The sequence below is a fragment of the Nodosilinea sp. E11 genome, assembly GCF_032813545.1.
GTDB lineage: Bacteria > Cyanobacteriota > Cyanobacteriia > Phormidesmidales > Phormidesmidaceae > Nodosilinea.
Genome location: NZ_CP136520.1, coordinates 1,439,604 through 1,453,564 on the forward strand (window position 1 = coordinate 1,439,604; position 13,961 = coordinate 1,453,564).

The 13,961-nt window shown below is 58.4% G+C and carries 12 protein-coding genes; 2 read left to right on the top strand and 10 right to left on the bottom strand.

Going from position 1 to position 13,961, the window contains the following annotated elements:
* The first annotated feature begins 184 nt into the window (after positions 1–184).
* Positions 185–2,125 (top strand): DNA topoisomerase (ATP-hydrolyzing) subunit B, encoded by a 1,941-nt coding sequence (gene gyrB / locus RRF56_RS08705; RefSeq protein WP_317037244.1) that lies wholly within the window; start codon positions 185–187, stop codon positions 2,123–2,125.
* 104 nt (positions 2,126–2,229) lie between these two features.
* Here the strand turns inward: gyrB and ilvD are convergent, their stop codons facing one another.
* The 10 genes from ilvD to RRF56_RS08755 all read right to left on the bottom strand — a co-directional run bounded on the left by ilvD (position 2,230) and on the right by RRF56_RS08755 (position 12,957).
* Positions 2,230–4,125: a dihydroxy-acid dehydratase gene (ilvD, locus tag RRF56_RS08710; RefSeq protein WP_317037245.1), complete on the bottom strand. Its 1,896-nt coding sequence runs from the start codon at positions 4,123–4,125 to the stop codon at positions 2,230–2,232.
* A 187-nt stretch (positions 4,126–4,312) separates the two neighbouring features.
* On the bottom strand, positions 4,313–5,149 hold the full coding sequence (locus RRF56_RS08715) for an alpha/beta hydrolase (protein ID WP_317037246.1): 837 nt from the start codon (positions 5,147–5,149) through the stop codon (positions 4,313–4,315).
* Positions 5,150–5,289: 140 nt separating this feature from the next.
* Positions 5,290–6,090: a hypothetical protein gene (locus tag RRF56_RS08720; RefSeq protein WP_317037247.1), complete on the bottom strand. Its 801-nt coding sequence runs from the start codon at positions 6,088–6,090 to the stop codon at positions 5,290–5,292.
* A gap of 112 nt (positions 6,091–6,202) precedes the next feature.
* Complete coding sequence (locus RRF56_RS08725) at positions 6,203–6,820, bottom strand: chromophore lyase CpcT/CpeT (RefSeq protein WP_317037248.1); 618 nt, start codon at positions 6,818–6,820, stop codon at positions 6,203–6,205.
* Between the two features lie 63 nt (positions 6,821–6,883).
* Entirely contained in the window at positions 6,884–8,056 is a 1,173-nt protein-coding gene (locus RRF56_RS08730; RefSeq protein ID WP_317037249.1) for a calcium-binding protein, read from the bottom strand.
* A 206-nt stretch (positions 8,057–8,262) separates the two neighbouring features.
* Positions 8,263–9,075: an HAD family hydrolase gene (locus tag RRF56_RS08735; protein WP_317037250.1), complete on the bottom strand. Its 813-nt coding sequence runs from the start codon at positions 9,073–9,075 to the stop codon at positions 8,263–8,265.
* 95 nt (positions 9,076–9,170) lie between these two features.
* A complete protein-coding gene (locus RRF56_RS08740) occupies positions 9,171–10,268 on the bottom strand; it encodes an aromatic ring-hydroxylating dioxygenase subunit alpha (protein ID WP_317037251.1) in 1,098 nt (365 codons plus the stop codon).
* Between the two features lie 79 nt (positions 10,269–10,347).
* Entirely contained in the window at positions 10,348–10,578 is a 231-nt protein-coding gene (locus RRF56_RS08745) for a hypothetical protein (RefSeq protein ID WP_317037252.1), read from the bottom strand.
* A complete protein-coding gene (locus RRF56_RS08750; RefSeq protein ID WP_317037253.1) occupies positions 10,565–10,822 on the bottom strand; it encodes a hypothetical protein in 258 nt (85 codons plus the stop codon). The genes RRF56_RS08745 and RRF56_RS08750 overlap by 14 nt, the downstream gene beginning before the upstream one ends.
* Positions 10,823–11,001: 179 nt before the next feature.
* Positions 11,002–12,957: an FAD-dependent oxidoreductase gene (locus RRF56_RS08755; protein ID WP_317037254.1), complete on the bottom strand. Its 1,956-nt coding sequence runs from the start codon at positions 12,955–12,957 to the stop codon at positions 11,002–11,004.
* 202 nt (positions 12,958–13,159) lie between these two features.
* Between RRF56_RS08755 and RRF56_RS08760 the strand changes: the two genes are divergently transcribed.
* A complete protein-coding gene (locus RRF56_RS08760; protein WP_317037255.1) occupies positions 13,160–13,933 on the top strand; it encodes an ABC transporter permease in 774 nt (257 codons plus the stop codon).
* The last annotated feature ends 28 nt before the right edge of the window (positions 13,934–13,961 follow it).

Sequence of the window (13,961 nt, forward strand, 5' to 3'; positions counted from 1 at the left end):
CTAGTGATACTGTCGGCTTGGGGTAGTGATTCTAGTTGAGAAAATTTTGGTAGATGCATCCCTAGCTCATTCTTCGCCTGAAGCTGCCTTAGGAACCGCCGTGGCCGCTTTGTGCTATAATTTTCTAGCGTTTTAGCCTGTCGCGCAGTCAGGCGGCTTAGGGCTCATTTTTGGAGCGTATAACATGACAACCGACTACGGTGCTGATCAGATTCAGGTTCTAGAGGGGCTTGAACCTGTACGGAAACGCCCAGGTATGTACATTGGCAGCACGGGGCCACGGGGGCTTCATCACCTAGTGTACGAGGTCGTCGATAACTCCGTAGACGAAGCGCTGGCAGGGCACTGCGATCGCATCGATATTTCCCTCAATGCCGACGGCTCGGTCAGTGTAACCGATAATGGGCGCGGCATCCCCACCGATATTCACCCTCGCACCGGCAAGTCGGCGCTCGAAACGGTGATGACCGTGCTGCACGCCGGGGGCAAATTTGGCGGCGGCGGCTACAAAGTGTCTGGCGGTCTCCACGGCGTCGGCATTTCTGTCGTCAACGCCCTGTCGGAGTGGGTTGAGGTCACGGTGTGGCGCGAGGGCAAGGCCCACAAACAACGCTTTGAGCGGGGCGTGCCCATCGGCGATCTCCAGGTTGAAAAAATTACCGAAAAGCGCCAGGGCACCTCGGTAACCTTTTTGCCCGACACCGAAATCTTCCACAACGGCACTGAGTTTGACTACGACACCCTGTGCGGGCGGCTGCGAGAGCTAGCCTACCTGAACGCGGGCATTCAGGTGATTTTCACCGACTACCGCCTCGATGTGATCAAGTCAGACACCCCCAAGGTGTCCACCTACCACTACGCGGGCGGCATCATTGAGTACGTCAAGTACATCAACAACGACAAGCAGCCGATCCACGACGAAATCATTCACATCTCCTCCGAGCGCGATGGAGTGCAGGTAGAGGCAGCGCTCCAGTGGTGTATAGACGCCTATTCTGACAACCTGCTGGGTTTTGCCAACAACATTCGCACCATTGACGGCGGCACCCACCTAGAGGGGCTCAAGGCGGTGCTCACCCGCACCCTCAATAACTTCAGCCGCAAGCGCAACAAACGCAAAGACGCCGACTCTAACCTGGCCGGTGAAAACATCCGCGAGGGGCTGACGGCGATTATTTCGGTCAAGGTGCCCGACCCTGAGTTTGAGGGCCAGACCAAGACCAAGCTGGGCAACACCGAAGTGCGCGGCATTGTCGACTCGCTGGTGGGCGAGGCACTGACCGAGTACCTCGACTTTCACCCCGGCGTGGCCGATGCCATTCTAGAGAAAGCGATCCAAGCCTTTAACGCCGCTGAGGCGGCCCGCCGAGCGCGGGAACTGGTGCGCCGCAAGTCGGTGCTAGAGTCGTCTACCCTACCGGGCAAACTGGCCGATTGCAGCAGCCGCGACCCCAGCGAGTCTGAGATCTTTATCGTAGAAGGTGACTCAGCCGGCGGCAGCGCCAAGCAGGGGCGCGATCGCAGGTTCCAGGCCATTCTCCCCCTGCGGGGCAAGATTCTCAACATTGAGAAAACCGAAGACTCGAAGATCTACAAAAACACCGAGATCCAGGCGCTGATCACCGCCCTGGGCATGGGCATTCGCGGCGAAGAGTTTGACTCGTCACAACTGCGCTACCACCGCATTTGCCTAATGACCGACGCCGACGTGGATGGAGCCCACATTCGCACCCTGCTGCTGACCTTCTTTTACCGCTACCAGCGCGACCTGGTCGATCAGGGCTATATCTACATTGCCTGCCCGCCCCTCTATAAGGTGGAGCGGGGTCGCAACCACTGGTACTGCTACAACGAGCGCGAGCTGCAAAACCTGATCACCAACGAGTTTCCGGCCAACGCCAACTACACGGTGCAGCGGTTTAAGGGTCTGGGCGAAATGATGCCTCAGCAGCTGTGGGAAACCACCATGGACCCCACCACCCGCACCATGAAGCGGGTGGAGATTGAAGACGCTGCCGAGGCCGATCGCATCTTTACGATCTTGATGGGCGATCGCGTTGCCCCCCGCCGCGAGTTCATTGAGACCTACGGCCCCCGTATGAAGCTGGAAGATCTCGATATTTAGCGGAACGGCCAAAAGCCAGCAAAAACCCGGTTTCTTTTGCACGCACAGGCTGCTGGCCTAGGGCAGAAAAGAAACCGGGTTTTTTGGTATCGCCGAAACAGACTCTACTTCAGCATCTCCAGGTTGCGGACTGCGCCCTGGTCAGCGCTGGTAGCCAGTAGGGCATAGGCCTTGAGTGCTGCCGTCACTCGTCGCTGGCGGGGCTCGGCGGGCTTCCAGGCGGCGTCGCCTTTCGCCTCCATGGCGGCACGGCGCTGGGCCAGTTCCTGGTCAGAGATATCGACGTTGATCGTGCGGTTGGGAATGTCGATCACGATGCGATCGCCCTCTTCCACCAGGGCAATGTTGCCCCCCGCCGCCGCCTCAGGCGAGGCGTGGCCAATGGAGAGGCCCGAGGTGCCGCCCGAGAACCGCCCGTCGGTGAGCAGAGCGCAGGACTTACCCAGCCCCTTCGACTTCAGGTAGCTGGTGGGGTAGAGCATTTCCTGCATCCCCGGCCCGCCCTTTGGCCCCTCGTAGCGGATAATTACCACGTCTCCCGCCTGTATCCGGTCGTTGAGGATGGCGGTGACGGCGGCATCCTGGCTTTCAAAGATGCGGGCAGGCCCTTCAAACACCCGCAGAGTCGAGGTCGGCACGCTGGTGGTATAGCGCAACTGCTCCGCCTCGAACATACTGACGTCGATACCTGCGGTCTTGACAACGCAGCCATTGACGGCCAGATTGCCGTAGAGCACGGCCAGGCCACCGTCGTGGGAATAGGCATGCTCCACACTGCGAATGCAGCCCGACTGCCGATCGAGATCGAGCGTAGGCCAGCGCGTGTCTTGGCTGAAGGCCACCTGGGTGGGAATGCCCGCTGGGCCAGCCCTAAAGAAGGTGTGAACGGCTTCGTCAGCCGTACGGGTCACGTCCCAGCGTTCCAGGGCTTCCTTCAGGGTAGGGCTGTGAACCGTGGGTATGTCGCTGTGCAGCAGCCCGGCTCGGTCGAGCTCACCCAGAATGGCGTACACACCCCCAGCTCTATGCACATCCTCGACGTGGTAGTCGGGGGTGTTGGGGGCCACTTTGCACAGCTGGGGCACCTGCTGCGACAGGCGATCGATATCGGCCATGGTGAAGTCAACCTCGGCTTCGCGGGCGGCCGCCAGCAGGTGCAGAATGGTGTTGGTAGAACCACCCATGGCGATATCCAGCATCATGGCATTCTCAAAGGCTTTGAAGCTGGCGGTGGAGCGGGGCAGCACTGACTCGTCGCCCTGCTCGTAGTAGCGGCGGGTGATGTCAACGATGGTGCGGGCGGCGGTGAGAAACAGATCTTTGCGATCGAAGTGGGTGGCCAGGGTGGTGCCGTTGCCCGGCAGCGACAGGCCGATCGCCTCGGTGAGGCAATTCATCGAGTTGGCGGTGAACATGCCCGAGCAAGAGCCGCAGGTGGGGCAGGCGGAACGCTCATACTCTTCAACCAGTTCGTCGCTCATGGTGTCGCTGGCGGCGGCCACCATGGCATCCACTAGGTCGAGCTTGTGGTCGGCCAGTTTGGTCTTGCCCGCCTCCATCGGCCCACCCGAGACAAACACCGCCGGAATATTTAGCCGCAGGGCGGCCATCAACATGCCGGGGGTGATCTTGTCGCAGTTGGAGATGCACACCAGGGCGTCGGCGCAGTGGGCGTTGGCCATATACTCCACCGAGTCGGCAATGATCTCGCGGGAGGGCAGGCTGTAGAGCATGCCGTCGTGGCCCATAGCGATGCCGTCGTCGACGGCGATGGTGTTGAACTCCTTGGCGACACCGCCTGCCGCCTCAATTTCACGGCACACTAGCTGCCCCAAATCTTTCAAATGCACGTGGCCAGGGACGAACTGGGTAAACGAGTTAGCCACCGCAATGATGGGCTTCTCAAAGTCGTCGGTTTGCATACCGGTGGCACGCCAGAGCGCACGGGCACCGGCCATATTGCGACCGTGGGTCGAGGTTTTAGAGCGGTAGGTGGGCATGGCACGTAGGAGTCTAGGTCTAGGGGTCTAAGGAATTGTTTATAGTCTGGCTCTAGACATTATCAAGGCGAGCAAGGCCATAAACCTTAGTAACTACAATAGCCGACTGCACAGTTCAATTTGCGGGATGAGCGGTAGACCCACCCCTAGGGGCCGCTGGGGATGGCGAGTAAAGCACTGCGGGGGGCTAGCGATTTTCGAGTTGATGGGCTTCAATCAGTTGCTCAAACGACCGTAGCGTCTGGCGCTGGCGATCGCCAGCGACCCAGGTGAAGTCGTTGTGGCCAGCCTCAGCTACCCAGAGCGACAGCTTTGGTGCCGCCGCCGCCTCATACAGCGCCTGACCATGGTGAATCGGAATGATCGAGTCGGACCCGCCGTGCATTACCAGTACCGGTGCCTGCACCTCAGGCAGTTTGGCGAGGTTAGGAAATTTATCAAAGGGCAGGAGCGGAAAGGGCAAAACAACCCGAAATACCGAGGTAAAGCTGCTTTCTAACACCAACCCCGCCACGGGATAGTGAGTGGCCAACTCAGTCGCTGGGCCGCCACCTACAGAGCGCCCATACCCAATAATCTGTTCGGGCGATAGTTCAAGCTGCTGGGTCAGGTAGGTGTAGGCCGCCATTACATCCTGGTAGGCATTGGCTTCGCTAGGGCTGCCGTCGCTGGTGCCGTAGCCCCGATAGTCGTAGGCAAACACGCCAAACCCCCAGTGGTGCAGGCGGTCGAGCACGGGTCGAATATCACCGAGATCTTCAGCATTACCGTGACTATAGAGCACCACATAGGTTGCGTCAGGATTGGGCAAATAGATCGCCGAAATCTGCTCAGTACTGGTGACAGGTACTTTGAGAATGTCTGCGGTGTCTTGATAGCTGGCTGGCGGAGGCAGAAAAATCATGCTGTCTGCCCGCCAGAACACATAGAGCGCCAGGAACCCGTAGATCACGACTGTCGAGCTGACGAGCCGCCGCCAACTAAATTCGCCCAGCAACAATCTCTTAAATCGACCACGACGCATAGGGTTAAGTCTGGTTGAATTCTCGCCGGAGCCGGAGCCGGTCAGCGTCAGCTAGGGTCGCTCAAAAGCGGCCAAGCTGTCAAATGTTGGCGCGATCGCCCTCAAACTAGCCAGAGCCACCGAGGTTTTATGCGGGAGTACTACCGTTTCAAAATCCAGTTCACCATCGGGATGGCGGCCCTAGCGGGCAGAGGCTCTACCGCAAAGCGAAAGGGCAGCAGCAGCACGACCGCTCGGCCACCCCGGCCACCAAAGGGCATCAGCTGCACCACTAAATCGAGGGAATAGTTGCGCATGGGAGGCTTTAGCTCGGCCATTTTGGGCACATCGACGACCGGGGCCGCCATTTGCAATACCTGGGTATCGGGGTTGCGACCAAAGCAATCTTCGCTGGTCACCAGGGTGCGGAGAAACTGGTTAGGGTTCACCACGCTAGTGACCTGGGGTAGGGCCAAATCGAGGCGCATACCCGGCGTATGGCGAATAACTCGGCGAATTTCGCTGGTCATGCGGGTAATGGAGCTGCGATCCCAATCGATGGTGACCTGAAGGGCGCGACTTTGGTTAATCACCTGCACCGTAAGCCCCATGAGCGGCTGCAGCGGGTGGGGGCCTTGGGGCAGCACCTGCATTGTAATCAGGCCGTCGTCTTGGTCGTCGTCGCGATCGCTGTCAGGGGCCATGCTTCTGGGTTCGGGCATGGTCAGCTGGAGCGAAATGGCCTTGGCCAGGGGGCCTTCTCCGCTTTGTAGCACCTTGGCAGTGGTCTCTAAAAAACCCTGGCGCGCCAGCTGCGATCGCACCGCGCTTTCCAAGTTTTCGCCATCGGGCACCAGCACCACCTGATCTTCTAGCTCTTCCTCAACAGACAGCGCCATCTTGTAGACGACATAGCCCACACAGATGAAATAAACCGTCAAAATCAGGAAGTCTAGCTCCATGCCAAGCCCCGCAGGGGTAGTGAGAAGAATGTAACAGGCAGCGATAACAATCGCTTCAGGGTAACACCGATAGGCCAGTCAGACGTAGGGGCTTAGGGCCTGCCCCAGGCAGTCATACTCGCGACAGCTCATAGGTCTGCTGCTTCACCAGGCAAAACGGCCCCATCTGTGGCCCCCAGGTGGTTTTGCCCGTCGTCGGGTCAACGCCCCGATCTTCCATCTGAAACACCACCGGGCTGCCGGGGGCCAAGGTTTCAGGGCCAATGTCAAACTTGAGCCGCACGTAGCTAACCCCGCCATTGGCCGTAAAGCTACACAGGCGATCGCCCGGCAATCGGGCGCTAAAGGTCTCGGTAGTGGGTTGGTACTCAATGGCCACACCGCATTGGGGCAAGGCAATCAGCTGGTCACGGGTGAGGCTGGCCAGGCGATCGGGCTGGGTGGCGCTGCCGCTATAGGCGACTGGGTCCGGTAGCCCGTAGTATTGGCCCCAAAGCCCCTCTGACCGTTCGGTAATGTGCAAAATGCGTTGGCGGTAGGGGGGCTGCCCAGAGACAACGCTGAGTTGCTCAATAAAAAAGCTGTAGCCTTCGCCAAAGCAGGATGGCGGCAAGGGCCGGTGCCACAGCCGCAAATGCAAGTACCAGACCGGATCTGCCAGAGACTGCGATCGGTTGTCAAACTCTCCAGCCAGATAGCTCGCTAGTCGTTCAAGGAGGGGCTGGGCCATGGGGCTTTCCTTCAGTCTTTCAGCCCTGATGCTACCGGAAAGCGGGCCGGGTTTTCCCTCAACTTACTTGAGCAGGGGCAGACCGACTGGCGCGGTAACCATCAGGCTGTCGGGGGCGATCGCATCTGCCGCCACATTCAGCAAAATGGCTTCGGTGGTGACCTGGCCCAGGGGCGTAGTCACCTGCACGTGGGTATCGGCCCCCACCTGCTCAAAGCTAAGGAACGGCAACAGGTCGTGGCCCACAAACCAAGGTTGCGCCGCGATCAAGCTGAAGTCGAGCCGGTCGCCTTCGCCGGGGTTAAAGTCCACAATTGTGTCTGGCTCTGGGATAGTAGCTCCGACCAGCGGCCCAGGATAGGCCCCAGGGGTACCGAGACGAAATATATCGGCCCCAGCGCCACCAATGAGCGTATTAGCCCCGGCCCCACCGTAGAGAATGTCATCGCCCGTGCCCCCCACCAGCAGATCGTTGCCCGCACCGCCTTCTAAGACATCGTCGCCCTCGCCGCCAAATAGCCCATCATCGCCCGTGCCCCCCAGCAGGGTGTCGTTGCCCTCGCCACCAAACAGCAGATTATGGCCCCCATTGGCCAAAATCAGGTCGTTGCCCCCAAACCCAAAGAGAGCATTGTTAGCAACGGTACCAATCAGAAAGTTTTGGGTGTCAGTGCCTTCGATCAGCGTAAACACCCGAGGCGGCAGTAGTTCATCGGCTTCGGCTGGCTCCAGCCCCACAGGTTCACTGGCAAATAGGCCATTCAGCCCGGTGGGGAAGAGTGGAGCGGGTTCGGCAGCGGTAACTGCGGTGCCCGTCGCTAGATTGACCTGATACAGTACCGGCGGCTCAAAGCCAGATTGACCGTAGAAAAAGAGCGTATCGATCGCCGCCAGAGTTGGCACCGTCTCCACCGGGGCAACGGGGGTCACGGTAGAATCTGCCCCTTCAGTCTCTAGAGCTGGGTCAGGCAAGTTAATGGTTTCGGCCTCGGTCTCGATCGCCGCTTCAGTCGGCACCAGGTCATTGGCGGGTAATGACGCTGGCAAGGTGTCTAGAGCAAGGTCGACCACGGTATCGGCCCCTAGAACCGGGCCAGGCAAGTCACCGGGTTGAACTCCAGCCTCGATGGGCACCAAGGCGGCGGCGGCTGGCTCTGGCAACCCCTCTGGGTCAACCGATTCGAAAGGCTCTGGTGGGGCGATCGGTTCTAGCGGGGGCACAAATAGATCGAGCATGGAAACACACAGCCAGAGAGAAACAGCGGCGATCTAGGCTAAAGTCACCGGGGCAATGACCCTAGCTTTATCAATGAGCCTTAAGCTCTATTCCAAATTCTGGCATTTTCGGCACGATCCGGAAGGATCTTGTCAGGTATTAATATGACCATTATCAGTAGCTGTGTGCCTCAGCAAGATTACGTCAGGCTGCGGTGCAGCAAAGATTACAGTGGTGGTGTCAGCCAGCCCTCAAAGGAACCACAAAACTGAGGCAGCGTTAGGCTGTGCAGGGAGCCGCCAGGGGCGGCCAACGCTCGATCTGCCGCCGTGTTGTAGCCCCAGTCGGCCAAAAACAGCCCAATATCGGTCAAGTCGGGCTGGCGCTGCACCGCTTGCAGAGCATTCACCCGGTCTTCGACAAACCAAATAGTGGCATCGGGGTTAGCGGTCTTAATCTGGCGCAGGGTATCGTACTTGGGCTGTTTGACCTCTTTACCAACGATGCGCTGGGCCGGGTCTGTCCCTAACGGCCCATCACCTGGCAGTTCTACTCCCGATTTCGCCAGCAGCTGCTGAATAAATCGCCCCTCTTTGGTAGAAATAATCACCAGCTCGATCGCGTTGGCCTGGGCCTGTTGAATGCGATCGATCACACCGGGATAGAACCGCTGGTAGCTCAGCCAATCGTCGAGATCGTGATCAATCCAGCGATCGCGCACACCATCCACGGCCCGACCAATAGTGGCAGGCTCTACCCCCGCCTGAGCCAGCAGTTGCGGAACCAGCTCCGGCCAGCGGGTCAAAATATCCTCGTCAGGCAACCCCACCATCAGCCCATAGAGCACCAGGGGCATTTCCCAGCCAGTTTCAACCACCGGGCGCAGAGGGTAAAATCGCTCGGCCAGCCCTGCTGGGGGGTCTCCCGCCGCTGGTTCAAACACCTCCCTATAGGCTTTCCACGCGGTCTGAAAATATTCCCGCAGCCCGTCGCAGACCACGCCGTCAAAATCGAGGGCCAAAATATCGGGGGTAACCATAGGAGATCAGATAGGGGTATTGGGCTTTGGGTTCAAGGGTTCAGGTTTTAGGTTTCAGGGCTACCCATCCACCCACCTACCCATCAACCCATCTACTACTCCGCTGCTGCCTGCTGCCGAATCAACTGCTGCACTGCCGTCAGCGTGCGGTTTAGCTCTGGGCCTCGGTAGGTGGGGTGCTGCTCGTAGGCTTGCTGTTCTTGCTCTAGCATCAGCACATCTTCGCGCACCAGTCGTCGCAGCACAAAGCTGGCGGAATTATTAAAGGCCCGCTTAAAGAACCGCCGCACTGCGATCGGGCTTTTGTGCAGATTGGGGAAACGTCCCAGGGAGGTGAAGTGCAGCAGGTAAGCGCGGGTGTGGGTTTCGCTCACCGGGCAGAACAAGCAATAGATCACAAAGTCGTCGCCCAGGGTCGATCGCCAGTGGGGGTAGTGGTAGTAGACATCTAGCGGCTCGGGGTGCAGCTGGCGCAGGGCCGGAATCAGGAGCTGACTGGCCGACCAGATTTTGTCGATGCGGTAGTAGCTCTCGGCATCGTAGTGGGCATGGACGTGGGTGTTGTCGGCTTCTAGCTCGGCCAGCACCGGGTTGGCCCACACCTGGGCACCGCCGTGCAGGTGGCCGTGGTACATGTCCATTAAATTTTCAATTAAGAATGAGTAATGGGCCTGCACATCTATGGTGGTCATCGAGCCAATGAAATTGAGGTGTGCCCACTCGGGCACGCCCATGGGGGCAACTTGCTCTGCCAGCGCCGCCTCGCCGGGGAAGACCCAAACAAAGCCGTCTCGTTCTTGCACCGGATACTGCCGCAGGGCACAGGTGGGCAGCTTTTGCTGAGGCTCTAGGTAGGGCACGTGGGCACAGCTGCCATCGGGGGCAAACTGCCAGCCGTGGTAGGCGCAGGCAATGTTGTCGCCCTCTACGGTGCCCTCACTGAGCTTGACCTGGCGATGGGGGCAGCGATCTTCGACGGCGACGGGGGTGCCAGTGCGATCGCGGTAGAGCACGATCGGCTGGTGCCACAGGGTCACTGCTAGGGGCTTGGTGCCCAGATCGTTGCCCTGGGCCACCACGTACCAGTGGTTAAGGTTGATGCCTAACTGCCGCAGAGGTTTGCCTTTAGGTCGTTCTGTTGGGTTATGCTCCCCAGCCACCGCTGTCACTGGTTGAAGGTCAATTACATCCATCGCTGGGTTCGCTTGATAACGCCGACTTTATCCGGGTTCGCCCGAGGTTGAGCTACCAATAATAGGTTAAAAATAATTTCTAATCGACATGGTAAGCCGTAATGGCGATAGTTTCATCAGGGCTGTAGATCGCTTCAATACGTCTGTGTGTCGGATGATTCCACCAGATTTTTACGCGGTTACCCTTGGCAGGGGCAGAACCCGCCCTTTGGTATCCTGCTCCTACCAGCAAGGCTTCAAAGTCTTTAGTGGGCAGCGTTTTTGCTGTGATTTGATCGATCCCATCCAGCTTGTGTTTATCGAGGGTCATAGTCACCCGAATAGGTGCTAAAAATGCGATAGCCAGGTAATACCACGGCCAGGCCAATGGGGTTATGAATTATTCCTGGATAGTCGGTTTCGGGTGGGCTACCGCCGAGTCGAAGTTTAATCGGCCCCAACCAGAGGTATAAACCAGGAATGAGACAGTCTAGGCTGTAGGCGATGGCTCTAAGTTGTTGATCGACGGCCTTGTTGGTCGTACCAGGCTGAGCATGGGAATCGTTTGTAAACATAGCCGTAAAGCCAAAATAAACTCAACCTAAGTTCTAAACTCAAACCCCTACTTATAGGTGCTCGAACTTCCCTATTTTATCTCAGTCAAGCCGGGCCATAATTGTTTACCCATTGGTGACAAGCTGAGAGGCCAATCAATGATTGGCGCTCTCGTTTAACCCTTTATCTAGCTGTCCTCCTAGATTTTCAGCACGCCTTCGGGATTGACCGAGAGAATGGGGCGGCGCTGGACGCCCTCTCGCTGCAAAATGGCGTTCGCCGCTAGTAGGCCGCTACTCACCGCCCGCTCCATCAGCCCGCAGGGAAAGGGCATCCGCACCCAGTCACCGGCAAACAGTAAATTGTCGACGGCGGTGGTGGTTTGGGGTCGGTTGGCAAAGCTGCCCGGCGGAAACCCGGCAAAGTTTTTCTGGTTGACCAACTGCCGGTGCAGCACCGTTGCGCCCTTGAGTTCGGGCACTACCTCGTACAGTTCGGCCTCAAAGGTGTCGAGAATATCGGCCTGGGTAGGAAAGTCTTTCTCTTTATAACAATAGGCATGCAGCTCGACGACGCTGCCCCCGGTGCGCTCGCCCCAAGCAATATAGTCGTCTTGAATGCGGTGGTAGAGGGTGATGCTGTCGGTGAGCTTGTAGCCCGAGAGACTGGTGAACCAGCTGTGCTCCCACTCAAAGTCGCGGTCGAGCCAGAAACGGGCCACTGCAAAGGGATCGGCTACCTGAAGCTCGTCTACCTGGGTGGCTAAGGCGGGTTCAACAGTGCCCTCTGAGCGGGCAAACAACGCCTTGATACCGGGAATATCGGCAGCCATGACGTAGTAGTCGGCGGTGAGAGCGTGGGTGGCATGGGCTTCGGGGTCAGCGTGGGCGGCGATTAGCTGAATGCGATCGCCCTGCCGCTGCACCACCTTAAAGGCCGTCAGATTTTCCTGGGCCGGGCCTGCCAGCACCGCTCCATCGCTAGCGTAGGCGGCCCCATGACAGGGGCAAAGGTAGCCGTCTTCAGTAGTGGTCACCTGGCGCTGTACGCTACAGCCCTGGTGGGTACAGGTCAGAGAAAGAGCCATCTTGGCCCCCGGTGCCACCGAGTAAACGCTGTCGCCCGCGCCAAAATACTCCATGCTCTCAGAACTCAGCAGCGGGTTGCGGTCTACCCAGAAGGGCACAGCATTGGTAGCGATGCTGCCCTTTTGATAGGTGACGCCACCAATTTTGCCGTCGTCCCAGGACACCTGACTGACGGTGACGCCAGTGAGCACCTGGCCACCCTTGGCCTGAATGGCCTCGACCATGGGGTCAACAAGCGATCGCCCCATATCTTGGCAGGTGCCGTTAAAGGCCAGCCCCTCCGGGTTGCCAAAGAAATAGAAGTGAAAGAACTGCATCAGCTCCCCGGCACTGAGCACGTCGGGAGAGTTGAGACTCGACTTGGCAAAGGGCAAAAAGTAGAGGTCGTACAATCCCTTCGGAAAGTCGTCGCCCACCCATTCTGTCACCGACATCTGATCGAGCCGTTCGTAGCTCTGGGGATTGCGAAAGCCGGTAATTTCTCGAAACACCTGGAGATGCTTGAGGTGGGTGAGGTTAATGCCCCACTCCAGCCGGTTCGACGACGCAATTGCCAGATCAACGATGTTCCACGGAAAGGCTGAGTTGCTGGGGCGAAACACCTCCGGATCGTAGTGCTCTTTGTAGACCAGGGAATAGTAGTCGAGGGACTTAAAGTTTTGCTGAATGCTGAGTTCGTCAACCAAGCTAAACAGGTTGTAGTACTGGGGAAAGAAGCCGTGAAAACCGTGCTCCATCATGAACGAGTCTTCACCCACCTGAATCGGCCAGCTGGCGATTTTGCCGCCCAACTGGGGCGATCGCTCCAGCAGTGTCACCGCTACCCCCCGCTGGCTGAGTTCGTAGGCGGCAGCCAGCCCCGCTAGCCCGCCGCCAATCACCACCGCCGTCGTGGGCTTACCCACCTGGGAGGGCAGCTCCAGTTGATCGCGCTGAACCACCGTCGGCTGAGGTTTGCTCAGCCGCGAATAACTCAGCAGCGCCGCAATACCTCCCACTCCAAAGAGCTTGAGCACATGACGGCGAGCCAGGGTTTGGGCAAACAGCCCCTCTAAAGATTGACTCATCAGAAGTTTCGAACGTTGCTTAGGTCAAACTCAACCTCTGGGACCAGCCCCTGAGGGTGTGTGGAGAGCGACTTGGGCCTTAAGGTAACACAGTCTCTTAATCAGAGAAGCGGGTTCAAAGCTCCGGGCCAGAGGAGAGCACCCCGCGCGTGACCTGATAGAAACTGTAGTATTAGATTGCCTTTACAGTCTACTCATACTAATGAAATACGTGCGAGAAACCCTGGCGGTTGCCCAGCGGATTTTAGTAGAACTGGGGCGACGGCGGCGAAGCCTGATTTTTTGGGCTATTTTCCCGGTTATTCTGCTGATTCTCAACAGTTTGATTTTGCAAGAGCGACTTCAGATCTCACTGGCCGAAGCCTATACCCAGGCGGCCCCCGCCACTCTGGTAGGGGCGGCGCTGTTTTTTAGCGGGCTAGGGGGCAGCGTGGCTACCGTGGTCTCAGAGCGCGAGCAAAAAACCCTGAAGCGGCTGTTTTTATCGCCCCTAAGTGGGGTGTCATACTTTTTGGGCATCGGTTTGGCCTACGGGGCGGTAGGGCTAGGGCAGGCGGGGCTAGTCTATGCGATCGCCCTCTCCCAGGGAGCCAGCCTTGAGGGCAACCCGCTGGCCAACCTGCTGATTGTGCTGCTGAGTATCGTCGCCTACGTGGGAGTGGGGTTTGTGCTCGGCACCCAGCTAGCCCGCCGCACCGAAGATGTCAACGCCCTGATCGCCGCCTTTGGCATTCCGCTCATGATTTTGGGGGGGGCCTTTATGCCTACGGCCTTCTTCCCCGATTCGCTGGCTCAGCTCACCCAATTCAACCCGATTTACCACATGATTGAAGCCCTTTCAGGGATCGTGGTGCAAGGCAATACCTTGGCAGAGGTGGGCAACCACGTTCAGTTTTTGGCGCTGTTTGCGATCGCTATGGTGGTAGCGGGCTGGCTGGCCTACCGCCGCATGGTACAGGTCGAGCGCCAGCTTTAAATGCGACAAGCCCTCGACACCTAGAGTT